The sequence below is a fragment of the Pseudomonas sp. FEN genome (assembly GCF_904067045.1).
In the GTDB taxonomy this organism is placed as follows: Bacteria; Pseudomonadota; Gammaproteobacteria; order Pseudomonadales; family Pseudomonadaceae; genus Aquipseudomonas.
Window position 1 is genome coordinate 228,982 of record NZ_CAJFDC010000012.1, and the last position, 17,509, is coordinate 246,490.

The window sequence follows — 17,509 nt, forward strand, 5'->3', positions numbered from 1 at the left end:
ATGGTTAAACTCCGTACCTGCGCATATTCTCAGAAACCGAGCTGTTGCTCGGTTTTTTTCGCCTTGTTTTTGACCGGCTCGCCCTCACAGACCTGAACGAGGCGTATTTTTCAGCAAAAAGCTCGCGACTTGCATCCCGGCTTACCAATCTGATTTGTACAGTTTCTGTTCCCCCGATTTGCATCAGCGAATGATCGGCGCGTGGTGATTGATAGCGCGGGGTTATCCAGCAAACAACGTCTCTGCCAGCCCGCGAACACCTGGCCGAACAGCAAAAACACCGCCGGCCAGCGGCTGGTCACTCAAATCGCCACCCGGACGGATCGAGGTGACGAACAAGGTGTCCATGTTGCGACCACCGAAGGCGCACATGGTCGGCTTCTTCACTGGCAGGCTGATGGAACGTTCCAGTTGGCCCTGAGGGGTAAAGCGATGAATCATCCCGGCATCGTTGGCACATATCCAATAACAACCGTCGACGTCGATGGCCGCGCCGTCCGGTCGCCCCGGATACTGGTTCATGTCGACAAAAACGCGCCGGTTGTACGGGGTGCCGCTATCGATGTCGTAATCGAACGCCCAGATGAGTTGTACCGACGCATGCGAGTCGGATAGATACATCACCTTGCCGTCGGGGCTGAACGCCAGGCCGTTGGGCACCACGAAACCGTCAAGCCGGGACTCCAATGGGGTGTTTTGTCCAGCGTCATAACGATATAGCCCACCTGCCGCGACACCTGCCGTTATGTCGATCTGCATGGTGCCGGCCCAGAAACGGCCCTGGCGGTCACACCGACCGTCGTTGAAACGCATGCCCGGCAAGGCGTGGTTGACACCGCTCAGACGGCTGCACCGCAGATCACCCTCCAGGTTGGCGGTGAGTCGAAACAATCCACTTTCCATGCCGGCAATCCAGCCGCCATCGGCGCGCGCGGCGATGCAGGCGAGCATTTCGGGCGCCGCCCAGCTTTGACTGCGGCGGCTTGCCGGGTCCCAGCGATACAAGCGCCCGGCAGGAATATCGACCCAGTACAGCGCTTGTTCCCGACAATTCCAGACCGGGCTTTCGCCGGTGGTATTGGCCACGTCGAGAATCAGTTCAACATCCATGGCCATTCCAGTCAGGTGGTCTTTGCAAACGCTCTTTTGCAAGGGCCTCAGTCATCGCCAAAAGGACCCAACGTCACGAACGCCCCCCCCTGGTAGACCAGGATCGGATCATCTGCCGCCGGCATGGGCAGGGCCTCGACCTGGCCACGGAACGGCTCGGAGCTGTCCCGGGCCTTGAAATCAAGATGCGCGGCATAGCTGTTGTCCCACCAGACGTTCCGGTTGTCCGAAACCCCATAGACCACCGTATGACCGACATTCGGGGCGTACAACGCGCACTCGATCAATTGCGTCAGATCACCGTAACTCAACCAGGTGCTCATCATCCGGCGGTTTTGCGGTTCGCTGAACGAAGAGCCGATGCGGATGCTGACGGTCTCAATGCCGTAGCGATCGAAATAGAAGCTGGCCATGTCTTCGCCGTAACACTTGGACAAGCCGTAGTAGCTGTCAGGGCGACGCGGGGAATGGGCATCCAGTCGATGGCCCTGTTTGTGGAAGCCGATCACATGATTGGAACTGGCAAATATCACTCGCTTTACATTGTGCCGACGGGCTGCCTCATAGATATGGAATACCCCACAGATGTTGGCCCCCAGTATTTCCTCGAAGGGACGCTCCACCGAAACGCCGCCAAAATGCAGGATGGCATCAACGCCAGCGACAAGTTGGTCAACGGCTTGCTTGTCGGCAAGATCACAGAGCTGAACCTCTTCACACTCGTCCAGCGCTGGCGCCACTTCAACAATGTCGGAGAGACGCAATATCCGGGAGAAAGGACGCAGGCGCTGGCGAAGTACCTTGCCCAGTCCTCCGGCGGCCCCCGTCAGCAGAAGGCGGTTGAAGGGTTGATGCGCCGTCGTTGCGGTAGTCATTAAGGATCGCTCTCAGGTGTTGCTGTCTGCATTATGGGTTGTCGTACAACATACTCGATTATCATCAGCCGTTTTCACCGCTGTCAACGCACGTCAGCGACGAGCCCGCCTCGGCTGCCGATGGCTCGCAGTCGAGGCGTCATGCTCTTGTCGCCCGCGGCTTAGAGCAGGGATATCGGATAGCTGATGAAGACCCGGTTTTCATTGAACCCGTTGATGGTGAAGTTGCTGCGAATGGTCGAGTTACGCCATCTCACGTTGAGATTCTTGAATGTTCCACTCTGTACGGTGTACGCCAACTCGGACTCGCGCCCCCGTTCCTTGCCGTCGGTGAGGGCCCCGATGTGTACATTGTCGCCGCTGATATAGCGGTTCATCAGGGTCAGCCCCGGTACCCCGAGGGCGGCGAAGTTGTAGTCATGACGTAGCTGCCAGGAATGTTCCTGCGGATTGTCATAGCTGGAGTTGTAGCTGTCGTTGGCCAGGGTGCCACCGCTGGTGCCGTTGACCCGCATCCAGGCGCTGTTACCGGTGAGCTTCTGCAAACCGACATAGAAGGTGTTGCCGCCGTACTTGGCCGAGAACAGCCCGGACCAGGTCTTGTTCTCCAGTTCGCCAGCCTTGGCGCTGCCGTCGTCCTTGCCGTAGAAGAAACCGAGGTTGGCGCCCAGGGTCCAGTCGCCCAGCGGTTGGCTGTGCACCAGGTTGACGTACTGCTGGCTGTAGATGTCCTTGAGTTGGGCATTCCATAACCCGATCAGGGTGCGCTTGTCGTTGAAGGTGTATTCGCCGCCCTGGAAGTTGAAACGGTCGGAGGTAGCGCCTGGCTTACCGTTCATGAACATGTCGGTCATGCTCGAATCGTTGCGCGGGCTGTTCTGCTGGAACTGGCCACCGTAAAGCGTCAGGCCGTCGATTTCCTTCGAGGTGATCTGGCCACCACGAAAGGTTTGCGGCAGCGAGCGACCATCGTCCGAACGCAGGATCGGCAGCACCGGCATCCATTCGCCGACCTTCAGTTCAGTGTTGGAAAACTTCGCCTTCCCGGCCACGCCCAGTCGACCGAAGTTGCTGGCCGGCTCACCGTCGTGGTCCAAGGGCAACAACTGTGTCCCGCCAGTGCCTCGCCCCCCGTCCAGCTTGACCGAATACAAGCCCAGAACGTCCATCCCAAAACCGACTGTTCCGGGAGTGAAGCCTGAGCGCGCATCCAGGATGAAGCTCTGCGTCCACTCCGCGGCGGTGCTTTGCGCATGGGCCGGGTCGGTGAAATTACGGTTGAAGTAGGCGTTGCGCAGATTCAGGTTGGCTTGGGCATCGTCGAGAAAACCGGCGGCGCTACACATCTGCGGGAAGGCGAAGATCAAGCCTGTCGCCGCAAGCGAAGTGGTGAGTCGAGTAGGGCGGATTGTCATTATTGTTGTGCTCCTTGTTAAGCAAACGCACTCCGCCGGGGCCATGGATGGCCTTCTGTTGAGCGGAAAACGATGTATAGCCACCGACAGCGACTTGAACGGGAGTTGAGTCGTGTCTGATCAGCGTGCGAAGAGGTTCACGAAATCGCGTGCGACGGTGCGCGCGCGATAGCGGGCGGACCGTCCTTCTGGACGCCTGTGAGAGGACGGGATGTAGCGGAGGGAAGCGTCATCAGAATCTCCTGTTTTTATTGTTGTTCTAGATATACGTTGTCGTACAACGCATTTGATTATTAAAATATCCTTGCTTCATTGTCAACAACCTGAAAATCAAAAAATGGCAATTGCACATCAAGCCTGATGCGCGGCGGATTGAGAGCGTTCAGGCAGTGTTTACGGTGGGTAGCGGTGTTTTTTCCGATTGACAGCGCGCAATCGAACTGGCTATAAAACGATTTGTTGTACGATGACGTATAACAAGCCAGCGCTTCTAAAAAATAAAGGACACCTCCTGCCCTCAAGGCGTGGAGAACGTACACCTCCAATCTAAAAATAATTAAGGTGAAACGATGAAAATCAAAGGCATCCGTTGGTGGATGGTCGGGCTGGTGACGGCCGGCCTGATCGTCAACTATCTAGCCCGCAACACCTTGTCGGTCGCTGCGCCAACGCTGATGAGCGAATTGAGTATTTCGACCGAGCAGTACTCGCAGATCGTGGTGGCATGGCAACTCTGCTATGCATTCATGCAACCAGTGGCTGGATACATCATCGATGCCATCGGCACCAAAATGGGTTTTGCCATTTTCGCCATCGCCTGGTCGGCGGCCTGTGCGGCGGCGGCGCTGGCCACCGGCTGGCAAAGCCTGGCATTCATGCGTGGGCTGCTCGGGCTGACCGAGGCCGCGGGGCTACCCGCCGGCGTCAAGGCCACGACCGAATGGTTTCCGGCCAAAGAGCGCTCGGTCGCCATTGGTTGGTTCAATATCGGTTCGTCCGTGGGCGCGCTGCTCGCACCGCCGCTGGTGGTTTGGGCGATTTTGCAAAGCGGTTGGCAATTGGCGTTTCTGATCGTCGGCGGGCTGGGTATTGTCTGGAGCGGGCTCTGGCTTCTGTTGTACAAACACCCGCGTGATCAGCTTCATATGAACGACACCGAGCGTGATTACATTCTGGCCGGTCAGGAGGCTCACTTCAAAGATGCCGCTCCACAGAAAGGCAATTGGAAGAAGATCATCACCAGTCGCAATTTCTACGCGATTGCCTCGGCCCGAATTCTCTCGGAACCCGCCTGGCAGACCTTCAACGCCTGGATCCCGTTGTACTTGATGACCGAACGGCACATGAACATCAAGGAAATCGCCATGTTCGCCTGGCTACCCTTCCTGGCGGCGGATATCGGCTGTGTTCTGGGCGGTTACCTGAGTCCGTTGTTTCATCGCTACTGCAACGTGTCGCTGTTCACCTCACGCAAGCTGGTGATGTTGTTCGGCTGCTCCTGCATGATCGGCCCGGCCTGTATTGGCTTGGTAGACAGCCCTTACATGGCAATTGCCCTGTTGTGTGTCGGTGGTTTCGCCCACCAGACCCTGTCGGGTGCGCTGTATGCCATCACGTCTGACTCGTTCGGCAAAAACGAAGTGGCCACGGCCACGGGCATGGGCGGTATGTTCGGTTACCTGGGGGCCGCAGCCTTCACCTTGGTGTTCGGCGTTCTGGTGACAAAAATCGGCTACAGCCCGCTGTTCGTTGTACTGGCGGTTCTGGACATCGTGGCCGCCATCGTGGTCTGGAATGTCGCTCGTGCGATTGCGCAGGAACCCGAGCCGCAGCCACATGAGGCGAATCACCGTCCATCCATGCCGGTAGCCTGAGAGGTCGTTGTATTTTCAATTGAGTCGGAACGGGCTGTATGGACTGGCCAGGTCGATTGCCGTCGATCCTGACCGGCGACGGCTTTATCGGTAACAGCCCCTCCGCCATGAGGGGCTGGCTAGGCTAGCGATGATGAGTGGCGGGCCTTGCCATGCTCTTGCAGCTCCTGCGCGATAAACGCCGCGATCATGGCCCGGTAGACCTGCTCGACCACATCAGGATTGGCGGCATGCTCCGCGGATAATCCCCGCACCTTGGCAATCACCTGCTCCACGCGCTGCGGCGCCCTGACCGCATCGGTGTCTTTCTTGAAGCGCGCCGCCTCAGTGACATAGGCCCCCCGCTCCGCCAGCAGCGTTACGATCTGCCGATCCAGGCGATCGATGTTTTCACGGACTTCTTCGAGTGATGTACAACGGACGGCCATATCGTTCTATCTCCTTTTGAAACCGATGACTCTGGCTGATTCCTCTCCCCCTTTGCAAGCCTTGCCCAGGCTGCGCCTACTGGGTTGATCCGATCTCCGCGCGCGCAACGACCCGATACCGATAATCGGAATGCTGAAAAATCGTTTGATCAGACCTCAAAACAACTGTACAAAAACACAGTATATTCAAGTCACCCGATCAAGCCCGGAGAGCGCCATGTCCAGCCAAGCCGCCAGTCATGTGATGAGGACCACCGTTGAACGCATCGTTTTGCATCAATTCACGCCCCTGCACTGTGTGCAGGCTCGCGCCATGTTGGGCTGGAGCCATGAGCAGTTGAGCCGGGAGTCCGGCGTCTCGGTCGGCGCCATCCAGCGCTTCGAAGCCGGGGCGCCACTGCGGGATGTCACCCGGCTGGCCCTGGCCTTTCGCTTCGAGGCCGAAGGTCTGGTGTTCTTTCCCGGTTTTGCCCCCGGGCGCGGCATGAATATCCGCGGAACCACACCCGATCCGATCGAGCGCAAGGACTACGAACTGATCGAGTAACCGCTCACCGCGCCGCTGTCGGCTGCTCCAGTGCTCGCACCACCTGCTCGACCAGCGCCCCCACCCCATGCTCGGTGGAGTCCAACCGCAACACCGGACATGGCAGGGTCCTGATCCAGGTTTCATGTCGCTTGAGGCTGCGGGTGCCATGGTCGCCGGTGTCATAGCCGGCAGCCCACTCCAGAAAGGTGCGGGTCGCGACAAAGCGTTCTCCCCCATCATGAATCTGCGCGCCGTAGCGCTGGAATTCACGAAGGCGCAAACGCTGTAAACGCAGCTCGGGATCGAGGCGCATGAAAATCGCCAGGGTGAACGCCGGAATCAGGGGATCGCCCCAGCCACAAAGCGAACCGGAAAGCACCCAACTGTCCTGGTGGGCCAGTTGCTCACGCAGCAACTGCACCCGCTGGTCACGGGGGCGCTTGCAACTGAAAGGCTTGTCGCTGGGTTGCCAATAAAAATTGTCCGAATCGAAATGGGCAATAGCCAAACGCTCGGCCAGCGCAACACCCAAGGTCGTGGTACCGGAGCCCGACGCGCCGAAGAGATGAATTCGATGGGCCATGGTCGTTCCTGACGCTCAGTGTGCTGTCTCGAACGCCATGATAAACCTGTCCCCAGCCCGGGTCTGTAAGCCGTGAAGCAGGCTAACGTACCGTAATCGGCGTTTGTACCTCTTCCAACTGCTCCACTTCCAGCCACCAGGCATACCCGCGATGCGGTTGCAGCAGGTTGAAAGCTTCGCCCATCCGCGGCGTGGCGATAGACACATTGCTTTCCCAGGCCAGCGTCAGGATACGGTCGAAGGGTTCATGCCAGGCATGGAAGGACAGGTCGAACGTGCCATTGTGAATCGGCAGCAACCAACGGCCCTTGAGATCCACGTGAGCCTGCAGGCTCTGCTCCGGTTGCATGTGCACATGCGGCCAATCGACGTTATAGGCACCGGTTTCCATCAGGGTCAGATCGAAGGGGCCGTAATGTTCACCGATCTGCTTGAATCCCTCGAAGTAGCCACTGTCGCCACTGAAGAAAATCCGCTGCTCGCCGACCATCATCACCCAGGACGCCCACAGCGTCTGGTTGTTGTCGAAGAGTGTGCGACCGGAAAAATGCTGCGCCGGGGTGGCGGCGAAGCGAATGTCGCCGACCTGGGTTTCTTCCCACCAGTCCAACTGCCGAACCTTGTCCGCGGGAATGCCCCACTTGACCAGCAGATCGCCTACGCCCATGGGGGCGAGGAAGTAACGGGTCTTGGCGGCAAGTTGCAGGACTGTCTTGTAGTCAAGATGGTCGTAATGGTTGTGGGAAAGAATCACGCCCTCGATGGGTGGCAACGCCTCGAGGCTGATGGGCGGTTGATGAAAACGCTTGGGACCGGTCCATTGCACCGGTGACGCACGTTCGGCGAACACCGGGTCGGTCAACCAGAACAGGCCCTGCAGCTTGAGCAACAAGGTCGAGTGGCCGAGACGAAACACGCTGAAGTCCGGCGCCGCCAGCAGTTGCTCGCGGGTCAGCGCCAACACCGGAACACTGCCGGCCGGGCGGGTATTGTGGGGCTTGTGAAAGAGCATTTTCCAGAAAATACCGAGCATCTTGCCGAACCCGCCTTGGGGGGTCGGGGCATGGTTACGGTACTGCCCCTGCTCCTGCAAGGACGACGGTTTGGCGCGGGTAAGCGAACGAGTGGTCATAACAGGGTGACTCCCGGAAACCGCCAAGGGTTCCCACGTTCTTCTGCTGGATGATCGAGAGCCGCTGCACGCAAGCCTTGATCGATGAAATACCGGACTGATGCAACTACACTACACAGTGTAGTTTCAAGCTTGCAACAACGCTGTCGATAAGTAAACTACCGAGTGTAACTTTTCCTCTCCTGCCGAAGCCGCCCCATGACCGCTCCCCTACGCCTCACCGATCGCAAGCGCGAAGCCATTATCCAGGCGGCCATCGAGGCGTTTCGCGCCGACGGTTTCGAGGTCACCAGCATGGACAAAATCGCCGCCAAGGCTGGGGTGTCCAAACGCACGGTCTACAATCACTTCCCCAGCAAGGAAGAATTGTTCGCCGAAATCCTGCACCACCTGTGGGCCTGCAGCGCGGCACAAATGGATATGGCCTACCACTCGGATCGCAGCTTACGCGAGCAGTTGCGCGAATTGCTGGTCCTGAAACTGCAACTGCTCAGTGAAAGCAGCTTCCTGGATCTCGCCCGGGTCGCGATTGCCGCCACCATCCATGCCCCCGAACGCGCCCAAGGCATGGTCGCGCGCCTGGCCGAGCAGGAAGAGGCCTTCAATCAATGGATTCGCGATGCCCAGGCCGACGGTACCTTCAAACCCGTGGAGCCGGCTTTCGCGACGGCACAACTGCACGGCCTGCTCAAGACCTTCGCCTTCTGGCCGCAGATCAGCCTTGGCCAGCCGCCCCTGGACCCGCCGACACAGGCTCGTGTCATAGAATCGTCGCTGGATCTGTTTCTCGCCGGCTACGAAATCGTCAAATAGCCGGCGCAGGCCGCCAAAACCGACGCAAGTCCTTTGAAATGGCTTGGAAGGACACTGATTATTCTTTACGGAATGCTCGACAATATTCATCCTCCTTATCCGATGAACGGCCGTTCCGTGCAGAGCACCGCCCAGGTGTTCAGATTAAAAAGTGGCGCAAAGAACCTATGCAAATCCAACGTGGCAAAGGGCAGTCGTTTGCCAAGCGCATCTACCTGCCTCGCACGGTAGGCGTTGGTATCGGCTGTTTCAGCATAATCACCGCGCTTTACCCGTTAGCCATGCCAATGTGGATCTGGGTACTGATGGCGATCAATGCCGTGGCCTGGCCGCACCTGGCCTACCAGGTCGCCAAGCGCTCGCCCTTCCCCTATCGGGCCGAACGCCGCAATATCCTGATCGACTCGCTGATGGGTGGATTCTGGGCCGCCACCATCCAGTTCACGCCACTGACCACGGTCAACATGTTGTCGTTGATGGCCATGCACAATATCGCTGCCGGCGGACCGCGACTGATGGCCCAGGGGTTGGTTGCCCAGGCCATCGGTATCCTGGTGTCCTGGCTGATTTTCACCCCGGCCTTCAATCCGCTGACCACGACGGCGCAGATCTACAGCATTCTGCCGGTGTTGATCCTCTACCCTCTGGTGATCGGCATGGGCTGCTACCAACTGGCGATCAAGCTGACCGAGCACAAACGCACCCTCAGTGCCCTGAGCCGTACCGACAGCCTCACCGGACTGCTCAATCACGGGTCCTGGAAAGACCTGTTGCACCTCAAGTTCCACAAATGTCGACACAGCCAGTGCCAAGCGGTTATTGCCCTGATCGACATCGACCACTTCAAGGCCATCAACGACACCTATGGCCACCTGGTCGGCGACAGCGTTCTACGCCAATTGAGCAAGAACCTGCGCGATAACCTGCGCGAAGATGACCTGGCCGGACGCTATGGCGGCGACGAGTTCTGTGTGATCCTGCCGGAGATGTCAGTGCAGCGGGCCTGTGAAGTCATGGAGCGGCTGCGCGAGGCCTTCGGCAACTACCGCAACGACGAGGTACCGGAGCTGCGGGTCAGCCTGAGTATCGGCCTGGCTACCTGCCGCGCGGACTTCAACGATGCCGGCGCCTGGCTGAACGAGGCCGACAAGGCACTCTATGTCGCCAAGAACACTGGACGCAACAAGGTCAACAGCGCGGACGCGGGCAATGCATGTTGCAGCTTGGCCAACTCCGCCTGAGCGGTTCCATCGGTCTGAAAGACACCGCATAAAGTTGTACAGCTTCACGGCTATTTGTATAAGATTAAAATATCATAACGCCATCATTCAGCCAGCGTTTTCCTGAACGATGACCTGAATGCAGGCATTCGCACAGCTCACGGATTTTCATGGGCGCGGCAGTGCGTGCCCTGGATCGAAAATGGTGTGCGGCCGTATACGCCGTAGTGAATTGCCAGGCATGGAGCGCTGGCATCGGGCTGTCGCTTCCCTTGTCCCCTGGACAAGCCGCAAGCCGCATGACCATGGACTGACTCTCACGCTGTATCCCTCTCCGAGCCGACGCCATGCTATTCACCTCCGATAAGAAAACCATCAGTGCCCTGCAACACTCCCTGACCGAACAAGCCAACCAGCTCAGTGCCATTGAGCGGTCCATGCTGGTGATCGAATTCGACCTCAATGGCACGGTCCTGCGCGCCAACGATAACTTTCTCAGGGCCACCGGCTACCGCCAGGAACAGGTAGTGGGCCAACCGCACCGGATGTTCTGCACCCCCGCCTACGCCCGCAGCGCCGAATACCCGCAGCTCTGGGCGCGGCTGAAATCCGGCCAGTTCGAATCCGGGACGTTCGAGCGCCTTGCAGCCGATGGTCGGTCGGTCTGGCTGGAAGCCAGCTACAACCCGATCAAGGATGACAAGGGTAACGTCCTCAAGGTGGTCAAATACGCGCTGGACGTCACCGCCAATGTGCAACGCGAGAGCGAGGCCAACGGCAAGCTGCAGGCCATCGACCGGGCCATGGCGATGATCGAGTTCAATCTCGACGGCAGCGTGATTGCCGCGAACCAGAACTTCCTCGGCCTGATGGGCTACACCCAGGCGGAAATCCAGGGCAAGCACCACAAGATGTTCTGCAAGCCGGCCATGTCCAACAGCAGCGAGTACCAGGATTTCTGGCGGCGGCTGAACCAGGGCGAGTTCTTCAGCGGTCAGTTCGAGCGCGTCGGCAAGCGTGGCCAGACCTTGTGGCTCGAGGCCAGCTACAACCCGGTGTACGACGCTGGCGGCAAGCTGTACAAGGTGGTCAAGTTTGCCTCGGACGTTACCAGCCGTGTCGAGAAACACGAGCAGGACGCCAAGAGTGCCAGCGAGGCGTACCACATTTCGGTCGAGACCAAAAAAGTCGCCGAGCATGGCACCGGTGTCATCCAGCAGGCGGCCAGCGAAATGCGCGAAATCGCTTCGAACATCGAAGGCTCTTCGGCACTGATCGCCAAGCTGGGCGAGCGCTCCGAACAGATCACCGCCATCGTCAACACCATTCGCGGGATCGCCGACCAGACCAACCTGCTGGCACTCAACGCGGCCATTGAAGCGGCCCGGGCCGGTGAGCAGGGACGCGGCTTCGCGGTGGTCGCCGATGAGGTACGGCTGCTGGCGGCGCGCACGAGCGGCTCGACCGCGGAGATTTCCGGGATGATCGGCATGATCCAGAACGAAACCCAGTTGGCCATCGAAAGCATGAACGGTACCCGGGACCGGGCCGCCAAAGGGGTAGACCTGGCGGACCAAGCCGGTACGGTGATTCTGCAGATCCGCGACGGGGCCAGTCATGCGGTGCAGGCGGTGAGCATGTTCGCCAGCGAGCGCAACTGACACACGGCCAGCTACCAGGGTGCCAGGGACGGCACCGGGCTGCATCGGATGGGGCTATAGTGAGCCTTGATTCCCATGCCTTGCAGAGTTCGCCATGACGTCAAAAGATCCCGCGACCAAAAGCCCTGAAGCCCCCTCGAAAACCGTCGACCCTCTACGTTTCCATCGCCCCCACGCGCACTTGTCCACCACCTTCGGCAACGACACTTTCGCCCTGAAGGCCGAAGCCTTTGCACGGTTTTTTGGTACGCCGATGTTCCTCGGGGCACAGACGGTCATCGTCGCGGTCTGGATTATCCTCAACATCACAGGGGTAACCCAGTTCGACGTTTACCCGTTCATCCTCCTCAACCTGGCGTTCAGCCTGCAAGCAGCTTATGCCGCCCCGTTGATTCTACTGGCCCAAACCCGTCAGGCCGCCCGTGACAAAGCCCATGCCGACGCGGACGCCCAGCACCGCGAAGCCCTGGCCATGGCCAATACCGAGCGGCAGGCAGCGGCGGCAAAAAATACCGAGCAACTGCTGACGCTGCTTGAACAGAACACTCATCTGACCGAAATGACCAAGCAACTGACCGAACGCATCGAGAGCCTGACCCTGGAGATGCATGAGCATTTCGTGCGTAAAACCTGAACCATTGACGAAACAGTATTTGAAAAGCGCCGGGTATTTGTAGGGACCGTTGAGGGCGCCAAAAGCTTCGCTGGCAAGCTAGGCGTCTGCGGGTGAGCGGCGTGTTTTCAAGAAGGTGTTCCAGCACCCGGCCCAAGACAAATGGCCCGCGCCAGTTCATCGAACAGGGTCACCACCGAGCGCAATGCCCGGCAATCGGGACGGGTCAGCAACCACAACGCCGTGTCGTAGCTCGACGGCACCTGCGCCAGCGGCTGCAAGCCCTGCCGCTCGCCCACCATGAAGTCCGGCAGCACGGCGATCCCCAACCCGGCCCGCGCCAGCTCCGCCACCGACAGCATGCTGTTGCAACGGTAACTCGGCAACACCCCGGGAAAGCGCTGGCGGCGCCAGCTCACGCTGGGATGATCCGGAAGGAAATCGTCCGGGGCGATCCAGGCCAGTGGTTCCAGGTCTTCGAGAACGGCGCTCGACCAATAAGCGGGACTGGCACACACCCGGTAAGACACCGCGCCCAGGCAGCGCCCCACCAGGTGTTCCGGCGGCGAGGTGGTCAAGCGCAACGCGATATCGGCATCGCGCCGGCTCAGATTGGCAAAATCGTTGGAGCTGCTGAGCTCCAGCGCCAGCGCTGGATAACCCGGCATGAACCGCGCCAACGCGGGTAGCAACAGCGCGTGCAGGACCGAGTCGGTGCAGGTCAGACGCACCGTGCCGCTGATCACCTCGCCACCCTGCTCGATGCTGATACATGCCGCCTCCAGCGCCTGTTCGGCACGCTCCGCTTGTTCGGCCAGGGATTGCGCCAGGCTGGTGGGCAGATAGCCGGCGCGACTTTTTTCAAACAATTGCCGGCCCAGCGCCGCTTCCAAGCGACGCACCGAACGAAACACCGTCGAGACATCGACCCTGAGCAATCCCGCCGCCCGCGCCAGGGAGCGCCCACGGACCAACGCGAGAATCAACGACAAGTCGGTCTGTTCCAGTCGATAGTGCAGCGATGCATTGATCACTTGGGCAAGTGCCTATATTGAATGCGTCATCGCCACCTTATAGTTCGCTCCAGGAATCAACAAGCCTGGGGAAAATATCCATGGAGCAGCGCTCGCCACACACCGTCCTGAACATCGCCCTGATCGGCGATCACGACCCGCGGATCACCGCTCACCGCGCCATTTCCATGGCCCTGCAACGAGCGGCCGAGGCTACCGGGCTGAGCGTGCAAACCCAATGGCTGGCCACCGACAGTCTCACATCCCAGACCAACCTGAGCCTTTTCGACGGTTTCTGGTGCACGCCGGGCAGCCCCTACCGCAGCCTGGAAGGCGCATTGCTGGCGATTACCCATGCCCGCGAACAACGGCGCCCGTACCTGGGCACCTGTGCCGGTTTCCAGCACGCCGTCCTGGAATATGCCCGCCACGTACTGGGTTGGACGGACGCCGAGCATGGTGAAACCGCGCCCGACTCGGCGCGCGCGGTGATTTCGCCGCTGAGCTGCTCGCTGGTCGATGCCCACGACCGTATCCAGCTTGTCGAAAACACTCTGATCGCCAAGGCCTACGGGACCCTGGAGACTCATGAAAGCTATCACTGCCGCTACGGCATCAATCCCGAGTTCGAAAGCACCTTGCTCGACGGCGACCTACGGGCCAGCGGTTATGACACTCAGGGCGATCTGCGAGCGGTCGAACTCAAGGGGCATCCCTTCTTCGTCGCGACCCTGTTCCAACCCGAGCGAGCGGCGCTGGAAGGCCATACCCCAGCATTGGCCAGTGCATTCCTGAGAGCCTGCGCGAGGCCACCAGTATGATCGCCCAGACACCACCGCCACCTTACTACGCCGTGATCTTCACCTCCCTGCGCACCGAGGGAGATCACGGCTACGGCGAGGCGGCACGGCGCATGCTCGAACTGGCCCGGGAACAACCGGGCTTTCTCGGCGTGGAGTCGGCCCGGGGCGAGGATGGCCTGGGCATCACCGTGTCCTACTGGAGCAGCGAAGCGGCGATCCTAGCCTGGAAACAACACGCCGAGCACAGCGAAATCCGCGAGCGCGGTCGTTCAACCTGGTACCAGGCCTTTCATACCCGGGTGTGCAAGGTCGAACGGGACTACCCTTTCCAGCGTTGACGGCCGCTTGCCTCAAGAGGCGCTGAGTACCCTGCGCAGCGCCACGATCTCGGGAATGTCCACACGACGCTGGTAGACCCGCAACGGTTCGGTGATGTTGATCCGGTCATCGATGTTCTGCTCCAGCAACAACTGAATCCGCTCGCGACTGAGGCACATGGTCTCGTGCACGGTTGGCCGCCAGACGAACTCGCAGGCCGGATAGATGGCGTCATCGGCCACATCCATGCCGAAGGAATCCTCACTGAAGCGGACAATGTACTGAGCGGTCTTGCGATTGAAGCCGACAAAGCCCTTGAGTTGGTCGGCGGCCTGGCAAATAAGCTCGGACGTGATAGGCATGGTAAACCTCGCTGAAGAGCCACAAGGCTCATGAATGGCTGGTTTACACGCAGGGCGGGCCTGTCCCTCTGGCGGGGAAATCGGCGACAAATCTTGAAGCACAATACCCGATGAAAAAACCGAAAACCGGATCTGGCGCACGTTTGCGTCGGTTTCACGATAGCAGCTGTAGCAATCAGTTGTTAAAAGGAAGCCCTCACCTCCACTCTCCGCGAAAGGAATTCGAGCATGCCCGTCAACTTCACCAAAAGCGCCCTGGTCCTGAGCCTGTTGCTGGGCCTGGGCAGCGCCGAGGCCAACAGCACCTCCAGCGAGATCGCCGCCTTGGCCGGCATTCCCCACCCTGCCGTGATCGCCCACCGTGGCGCCTCCTTCGATGCCCCGGAATCCACCGCCGCCTCCTACACGCTGGCCCGCGACCTGGGTGCCGACTACCTGGAAATGGATCTGCAACGCAGCAAGGACGGGGTGATCTTCGCCCTGCACGACAACAACCTGTCGCGCACCACCGACGTCGCCAGCAAGTTCCCCGAGCGCAAGGACAGCCCGGCCAACGCGTTCACCTGGGCCGAGCTGCAAACCCTGGACGCCGGCAGTTGGTTCAACAAGGCTTACCCCGAGCGGGCACGCCCCTCCTACGTCGGCCTGAAGATCCTCAGCCTGGACCAGATCATCGACATCGCCCAGGCCAATCCGAAACATCAGCCGGGCCTGTACATCGAGACCAAGGAACCCAAGCAGTTCCCCGGTATCGAGCATGAGCTGAAGAACAAGCTGCAGGAGCGCGGCCTGCTGAGCGAAAACCCGGTGGTGTCCAAGGAACAACCTCAAGTCGGCCAGGGCAAAGGCCGGGTGATCCTGCAGACCTTCGAGAAGAGCAGCCTGGAACTGTTGCACAAGGAAATGCCGGACACACCGAAGATCCTGTTGCTGTGGGTCGGTGAAGGCAGCATCGAGCCCAGGTCGAACGTCAGCTTCGCCGACTCCGGCGAGAAGACCAAGGCCGCCTACTACGCCAAGCAGGAACCCAAGGACAAGGCCGAATTCGAGAAGTGGGTCGACTATGCCAAGGCCCAGGGCGCCATCGGTACCGGTCCGTCGGCGGAACTGAGCGACGGTGGCGACCAGAGCTACTCGGACCTGGTCAAGCCCTGGATGAACCAGTACACCCACGACAAGGGCATGCTGGTACATGTCTATACCGTCGACACGCCGCAGGACTACAAGAAAGTCATGGATGCGGGGGTCGATGGCATCTTCACCAATCGCTCGGCCGAGTTGCTGAAGTACTTCAAGCGCCCATCACCGAAAACCATACCGCAGATTCTTGAGGCCAACGGGTACTGAGAGCAGCAAACCTGTAGGAGCGCTGCTTGCACGCGAAGCTTTTGGCGACCTCAAGGCCCCTTTCGCTGGCAAGCCAGGCGCCTACAGGTTCCGCGGCGGCTGGTGGATTTATCTGCCGCCTGCGCTTACCAGAGCGCCACGGTATAGCTGAGAATCAGCCGGTTCTCGTCCAGGTCATTGCCGAAGTTCGAACGCACCGTCGCATTGCGCCACTTCACGCCCAGCCCCTTGAGCGTCCCGTCCTGGAACACATAACCGATATCGGTGTTGCGTTCCCACTCCTTGCCTTCGCCCGGAACGGTACGTTGCACGTTGTCGCCAGACACGTAGCGGGTCATGAAGGTCAAACCCGGCAAGCCCAACTGCGCAAAGTCATAGTCATAACGCACCTGCCAGGAACGCTCGTCGATATTGGCAAAGTCACCGATCTGTACAAAGTTCACCAGGTACGGATCACTGTGCCCGATGTAAGGGTATGGATCCTTGCCGCTCATGCGCTGATAACCAAGCCCCAGGGCGTGCCCCTTGACGCTGTAGGTGAACATCCCGCCCAACGCGCGGTTATCCAGCGGACGGAAGTTGCCGTCTTCGCTGCTGCGGGCATAACGCAGGTCGCTCTTCAACATCCGGCCCTGGCCCAGGTCCCAGTTATGCACCAGGCCGAGAAAATTCTGCTGGTAGATATTCTCCAACTTGCCATAGCGGTATTGGGTCAGCAGGCTGGGCAACCACTGATAGTCCGCGCCGGCGAACTGGAACTTGTCGCTCGAACCGCCGATGCGGTTGGCCGTCATTTTCTGATCGTCGGTGGAATCGACGTAGCGGATCTGGTTGAACGAGCCGCCTGTCAGCTTCAAGTGCTCGATTTCCTGCACGTTCAGCAGCCCGCCCTGGAAGGTCCCGGGCAACAGGCGGGTGTCGTTGGAAATGATCAGCGGATCCTTGACCTGCATGCTCCCCACCTTCAGGGTGCTCTTGGAAAAACGCACCTTGGCGGCCACCGCCAGCTTGCCGTAGCTGTCCTGGGAACCGCCGTGCCGGGTGTCCGCCGGCAGCAGGCCGGTGCCCGCCGTGCCAGGGCCCGAGTCGAGTTTGTAACCGACCATGCCCAAAGCATCGAGACCAAAGCCCAGCGTGCCTTCGGTGTAGCCGGACTCCATGCGCAGCAAGAATCCCTGGGCCCATTCATCGGCTTTTTCCCGCGAGCCCGACTGGCGAAAATCCCGGTTGAAGTAAAAGTTGCGGGCCTCCAGGGTCCCCTTGCTGTCGGCGAGGAAATCCGCCTGGGCGCCCGGCGCCCAGAGCAGCCCCACCCCCACCAACGCGCTCGCCGGCACGGACAAACGGGATAAATAATCGAACGGCTTCATGGTGTGCTCCTTTATTGCGGACGCGAGCCGACCCTCTCGGGGG

General features: G+C 59.8%; 18 protein-coding genes. 9 read left to right on the forward strand and 9 right to left on the reverse strand.

Features of this window, described 5'->3' with window-relative positions; translation table 11 throughout:
* Window positions 1–222: 222 nt before the first annotated feature.
* The 3 genes from PFEN_RS13200 to PFEN_RS13210 all read right to left on the reverse strand — a co-directional run bounded on the left by PFEN_RS13200 (window position 223) and on the right by PFEN_RS13210 (window position 3,400).
* A complete protein-coding gene (locus PFEN_RS13200; RefSeq protein ID WP_191487257.1) occupies window positions 223–1,110 on the reverse strand; it encodes an SMP-30/gluconolactonase/LRE family protein in 888 nt (295 codons plus the stop codon).
* A gap of 47 nt (window positions 1,111–1,157) precedes the next feature.
* Window positions 1,158–1,985 carry an NAD-dependent epimerase/dehydratase family protein gene (locus PFEN_RS13205; RefSeq protein ID WP_191487258.1) on the reverse strand — a complete coding sequence of 276 codons (828 nt, stop codon included), beginning with the start codon at window positions 1,983–1,985 and terminating at the stop codon, window positions 1,158–1,160.
* 161 nt (window positions 1,986–2,146) lie between these two features.
* Window positions 2,147–3,400, reverse strand: coding sequence for an OprD family porin (locus tag PFEN_RS13210; protein ID WP_191487259.1), 1,254 nt, complete (start codon window positions 3,398–3,400; stop codon window positions 2,147–2,149).
* Window positions 3,401–3,969: 569 nt separating this feature from the next.
* Here PFEN_RS13210 and PFEN_RS13215 point away from each other — a divergent pair.
* Window positions 3,970–5,274: an MFS transporter gene (locus PFEN_RS13215; RefSeq protein ID WP_191487260.1), complete on the forward strand. Its 1,305-nt coding sequence runs from the start codon at window positions 3,970–3,972 to the stop codon at window positions 5,272–5,274.
* Between the two features lie 119 nt (window positions 5,275–5,393).
* Here the strand turns inward: PFEN_RS13215 and PFEN_RS13220 are convergent, their stop codons facing one another.
* The gene (locus tag PFEN_RS13220; protein WP_191487261.1) at window positions 5,394–5,702 is read right to left on the reverse strand and encodes a chorismate mutase; all 309 of its coding nucleotides are present in this window, start codon (window positions 5,700–5,702) and stop codon (window positions 5,394–5,396) included.
* A gap of 217 nt (window positions 5,703–5,919) precedes the next feature.
* Here PFEN_RS13220 and PFEN_RS13225 point away from each other — a divergent pair, with 217 nt between their 5' ends.
* Complete coding sequence (locus PFEN_RS13225; RefSeq protein ID WP_191487262.1) at window positions 5,920–6,249, forward strand: helix-turn-helix domain-containing protein; 330 nt, start codon at window positions 5,920–5,922, stop codon at window positions 6,247–6,249.
* A 4-nt stretch (window positions 6,250–6,253) separates the two neighbouring features.
* Here PFEN_RS13225 and PFEN_RS13230 read toward each other — a convergent pair whose 3' ends face one another.
* Both PFEN_RS13230 and PFEN_RS13235 read right to left on the reverse strand, forming a co-directional pair.
* The gene (locus PFEN_RS13230; RefSeq protein ID WP_191487263.1) at window positions 6,254–6,814 is read right to left on the reverse strand and encodes an AAA family ATPase; all 561 of its coding nucleotides are present in this window, start codon (window positions 6,812–6,814) and stop codon (window positions 6,254–6,256) included.
* A gap of 82 nt (window positions 6,815–6,896) precedes the next feature.
* On the reverse strand, window positions 6,897–7,946 hold the full coding sequence (locus tag PFEN_RS13235; RefSeq protein ID WP_191487264.1) for an MBL fold metallo-hydrolase: 1,050 nt from the start codon (window positions 7,944–7,946) through the stop codon (window positions 6,897–6,899).
* Window positions 7,947–8,144: 198 nt separating this feature from the next.
* Here PFEN_RS13235 and PFEN_RS13240 point away from each other — a divergent pair, with 198 nt between their 5' ends.
* The 4 genes from PFEN_RS13240 to PFEN_RS13255 all read left to right on the forward strand — a co-directional run bounded on the left by PFEN_RS13240 (window position 8,145) and on the right by PFEN_RS13255 (window position 12,274).
* Entirely contained in the window at window positions 8,145–8,759 is a 615-nt protein-coding gene (locus PFEN_RS13240; RefSeq protein WP_191487265.1) for a TetR/AcrR family transcriptional regulator, read from the forward strand.
* Between the two features lie 167 nt (window positions 8,760–8,926).
* Window positions 8,927–10,000 (forward strand): diguanylate cyclase, encoded by a 1,074-nt coding sequence (locus tag PFEN_RS13245; protein WP_191487266.1) that lies wholly within the window; start codon window positions 8,927–8,929, stop codon window positions 9,998–10,000.
* Between the two features lie 326 nt (window positions 10,001–10,326).
* Window positions 10,327–11,640, forward strand: a complete 1,314-nt coding sequence (locus tag PFEN_RS13250; protein ID WP_191487267.1) for a methyl-accepting chemotaxis protein — start codon at window positions 10,327–10,329, stop codon at window positions 11,638–11,640.
* Window positions 11,641–11,734: 94 nt separating this feature from the next.
* Entirely contained in the window at window positions 11,735–12,274 is a 540-nt protein-coding gene (locus PFEN_RS13255; RefSeq protein WP_191487268.1) for a DUF1003 domain-containing protein, read from the forward strand.
* Window positions 12,275–12,381: 107 nt separating this feature from the next.
* Here PFEN_RS13255 and PFEN_RS13260 read toward each other — a convergent pair whose 3' ends face one another.
* The gene (locus PFEN_RS13260; RefSeq protein WP_191487269.1) at window positions 12,382–13,287 is read right to left on the reverse strand and encodes a LysR family transcriptional regulator; all 906 of its coding nucleotides are present in this window, start codon (window positions 13,285–13,287) and stop codon (window positions 12,382–12,384) included.
* Window positions 13,288–13,367: 80 nt separating this feature from the next.
* Here PFEN_RS13260 and PFEN_RS13265 point away from each other — a divergent pair, with 80 nt between their 5' ends.
* Together PFEN_RS13265 and PFEN_RS13270 are read left to right on the forward strand one after the other, a co-directional pair.
* Window positions 13,368–14,087, forward strand: coding sequence for a CTP synthase (locus PFEN_RS13265; protein WP_191487270.1), 720 nt, complete (start codon window positions 13,368–13,370; stop codon window positions 14,085–14,087).
* Window positions 14,084–14,407: an antibiotic biosynthesis monooxygenase family protein gene (locus tag PFEN_RS13270; protein WP_191487271.1), complete on the forward strand. Its 324-nt coding sequence runs from the start codon at window positions 14,084–14,086 to the stop codon at window positions 14,405–14,407. The genes PFEN_RS13265 and PFEN_RS13270 overlap by 4 nt, the downstream gene beginning before the upstream one ends.
* Before the next feature lie 12 nt (window positions 14,408–14,419).
* Here the strand turns inward: PFEN_RS13270 and PFEN_RS13275 are convergent, their stop codons facing one another.
* Window positions 14,420–14,749 carry a DUF2025 family protein gene (locus PFEN_RS13275; RefSeq protein WP_191487272.1) on the reverse strand — a complete coding sequence of 110 codons (330 nt, stop codon included), beginning with the start codon at window positions 14,747–14,749 and terminating at the stop codon, window positions 14,420–14,422.
* A gap of 228 nt (window positions 14,750–14,977) precedes the next feature.
* On the opposite strand from PFEN_RS13275, the gene PFEN_RS13280 reads away from it, so the two are divergent.
* Window positions 14,978–16,096 (forward strand): glycerophosphodiester phosphodiesterase, encoded by a 1,119-nt coding sequence (locus PFEN_RS13280; protein ID WP_191487273.1) that lies wholly within the window; start codon window positions 14,978–14,980, stop codon window positions 16,094–16,096.
* A gap of 125 nt (window positions 16,097–16,221) precedes the next feature.
* On the opposite strand, the gene PFEN_RS13285 is transcribed toward PFEN_RS13280, so the two are convergent.
* Complete coding sequence (locus PFEN_RS13285; protein ID WP_191487274.1) at window positions 16,222–17,466, reverse strand: OprD family porin; 1,245 nt, start codon at window positions 17,464–17,466, stop codon at window positions 16,222–16,224.
* Window positions 17,467–17,509: the final 43 nt, after the last annotated feature.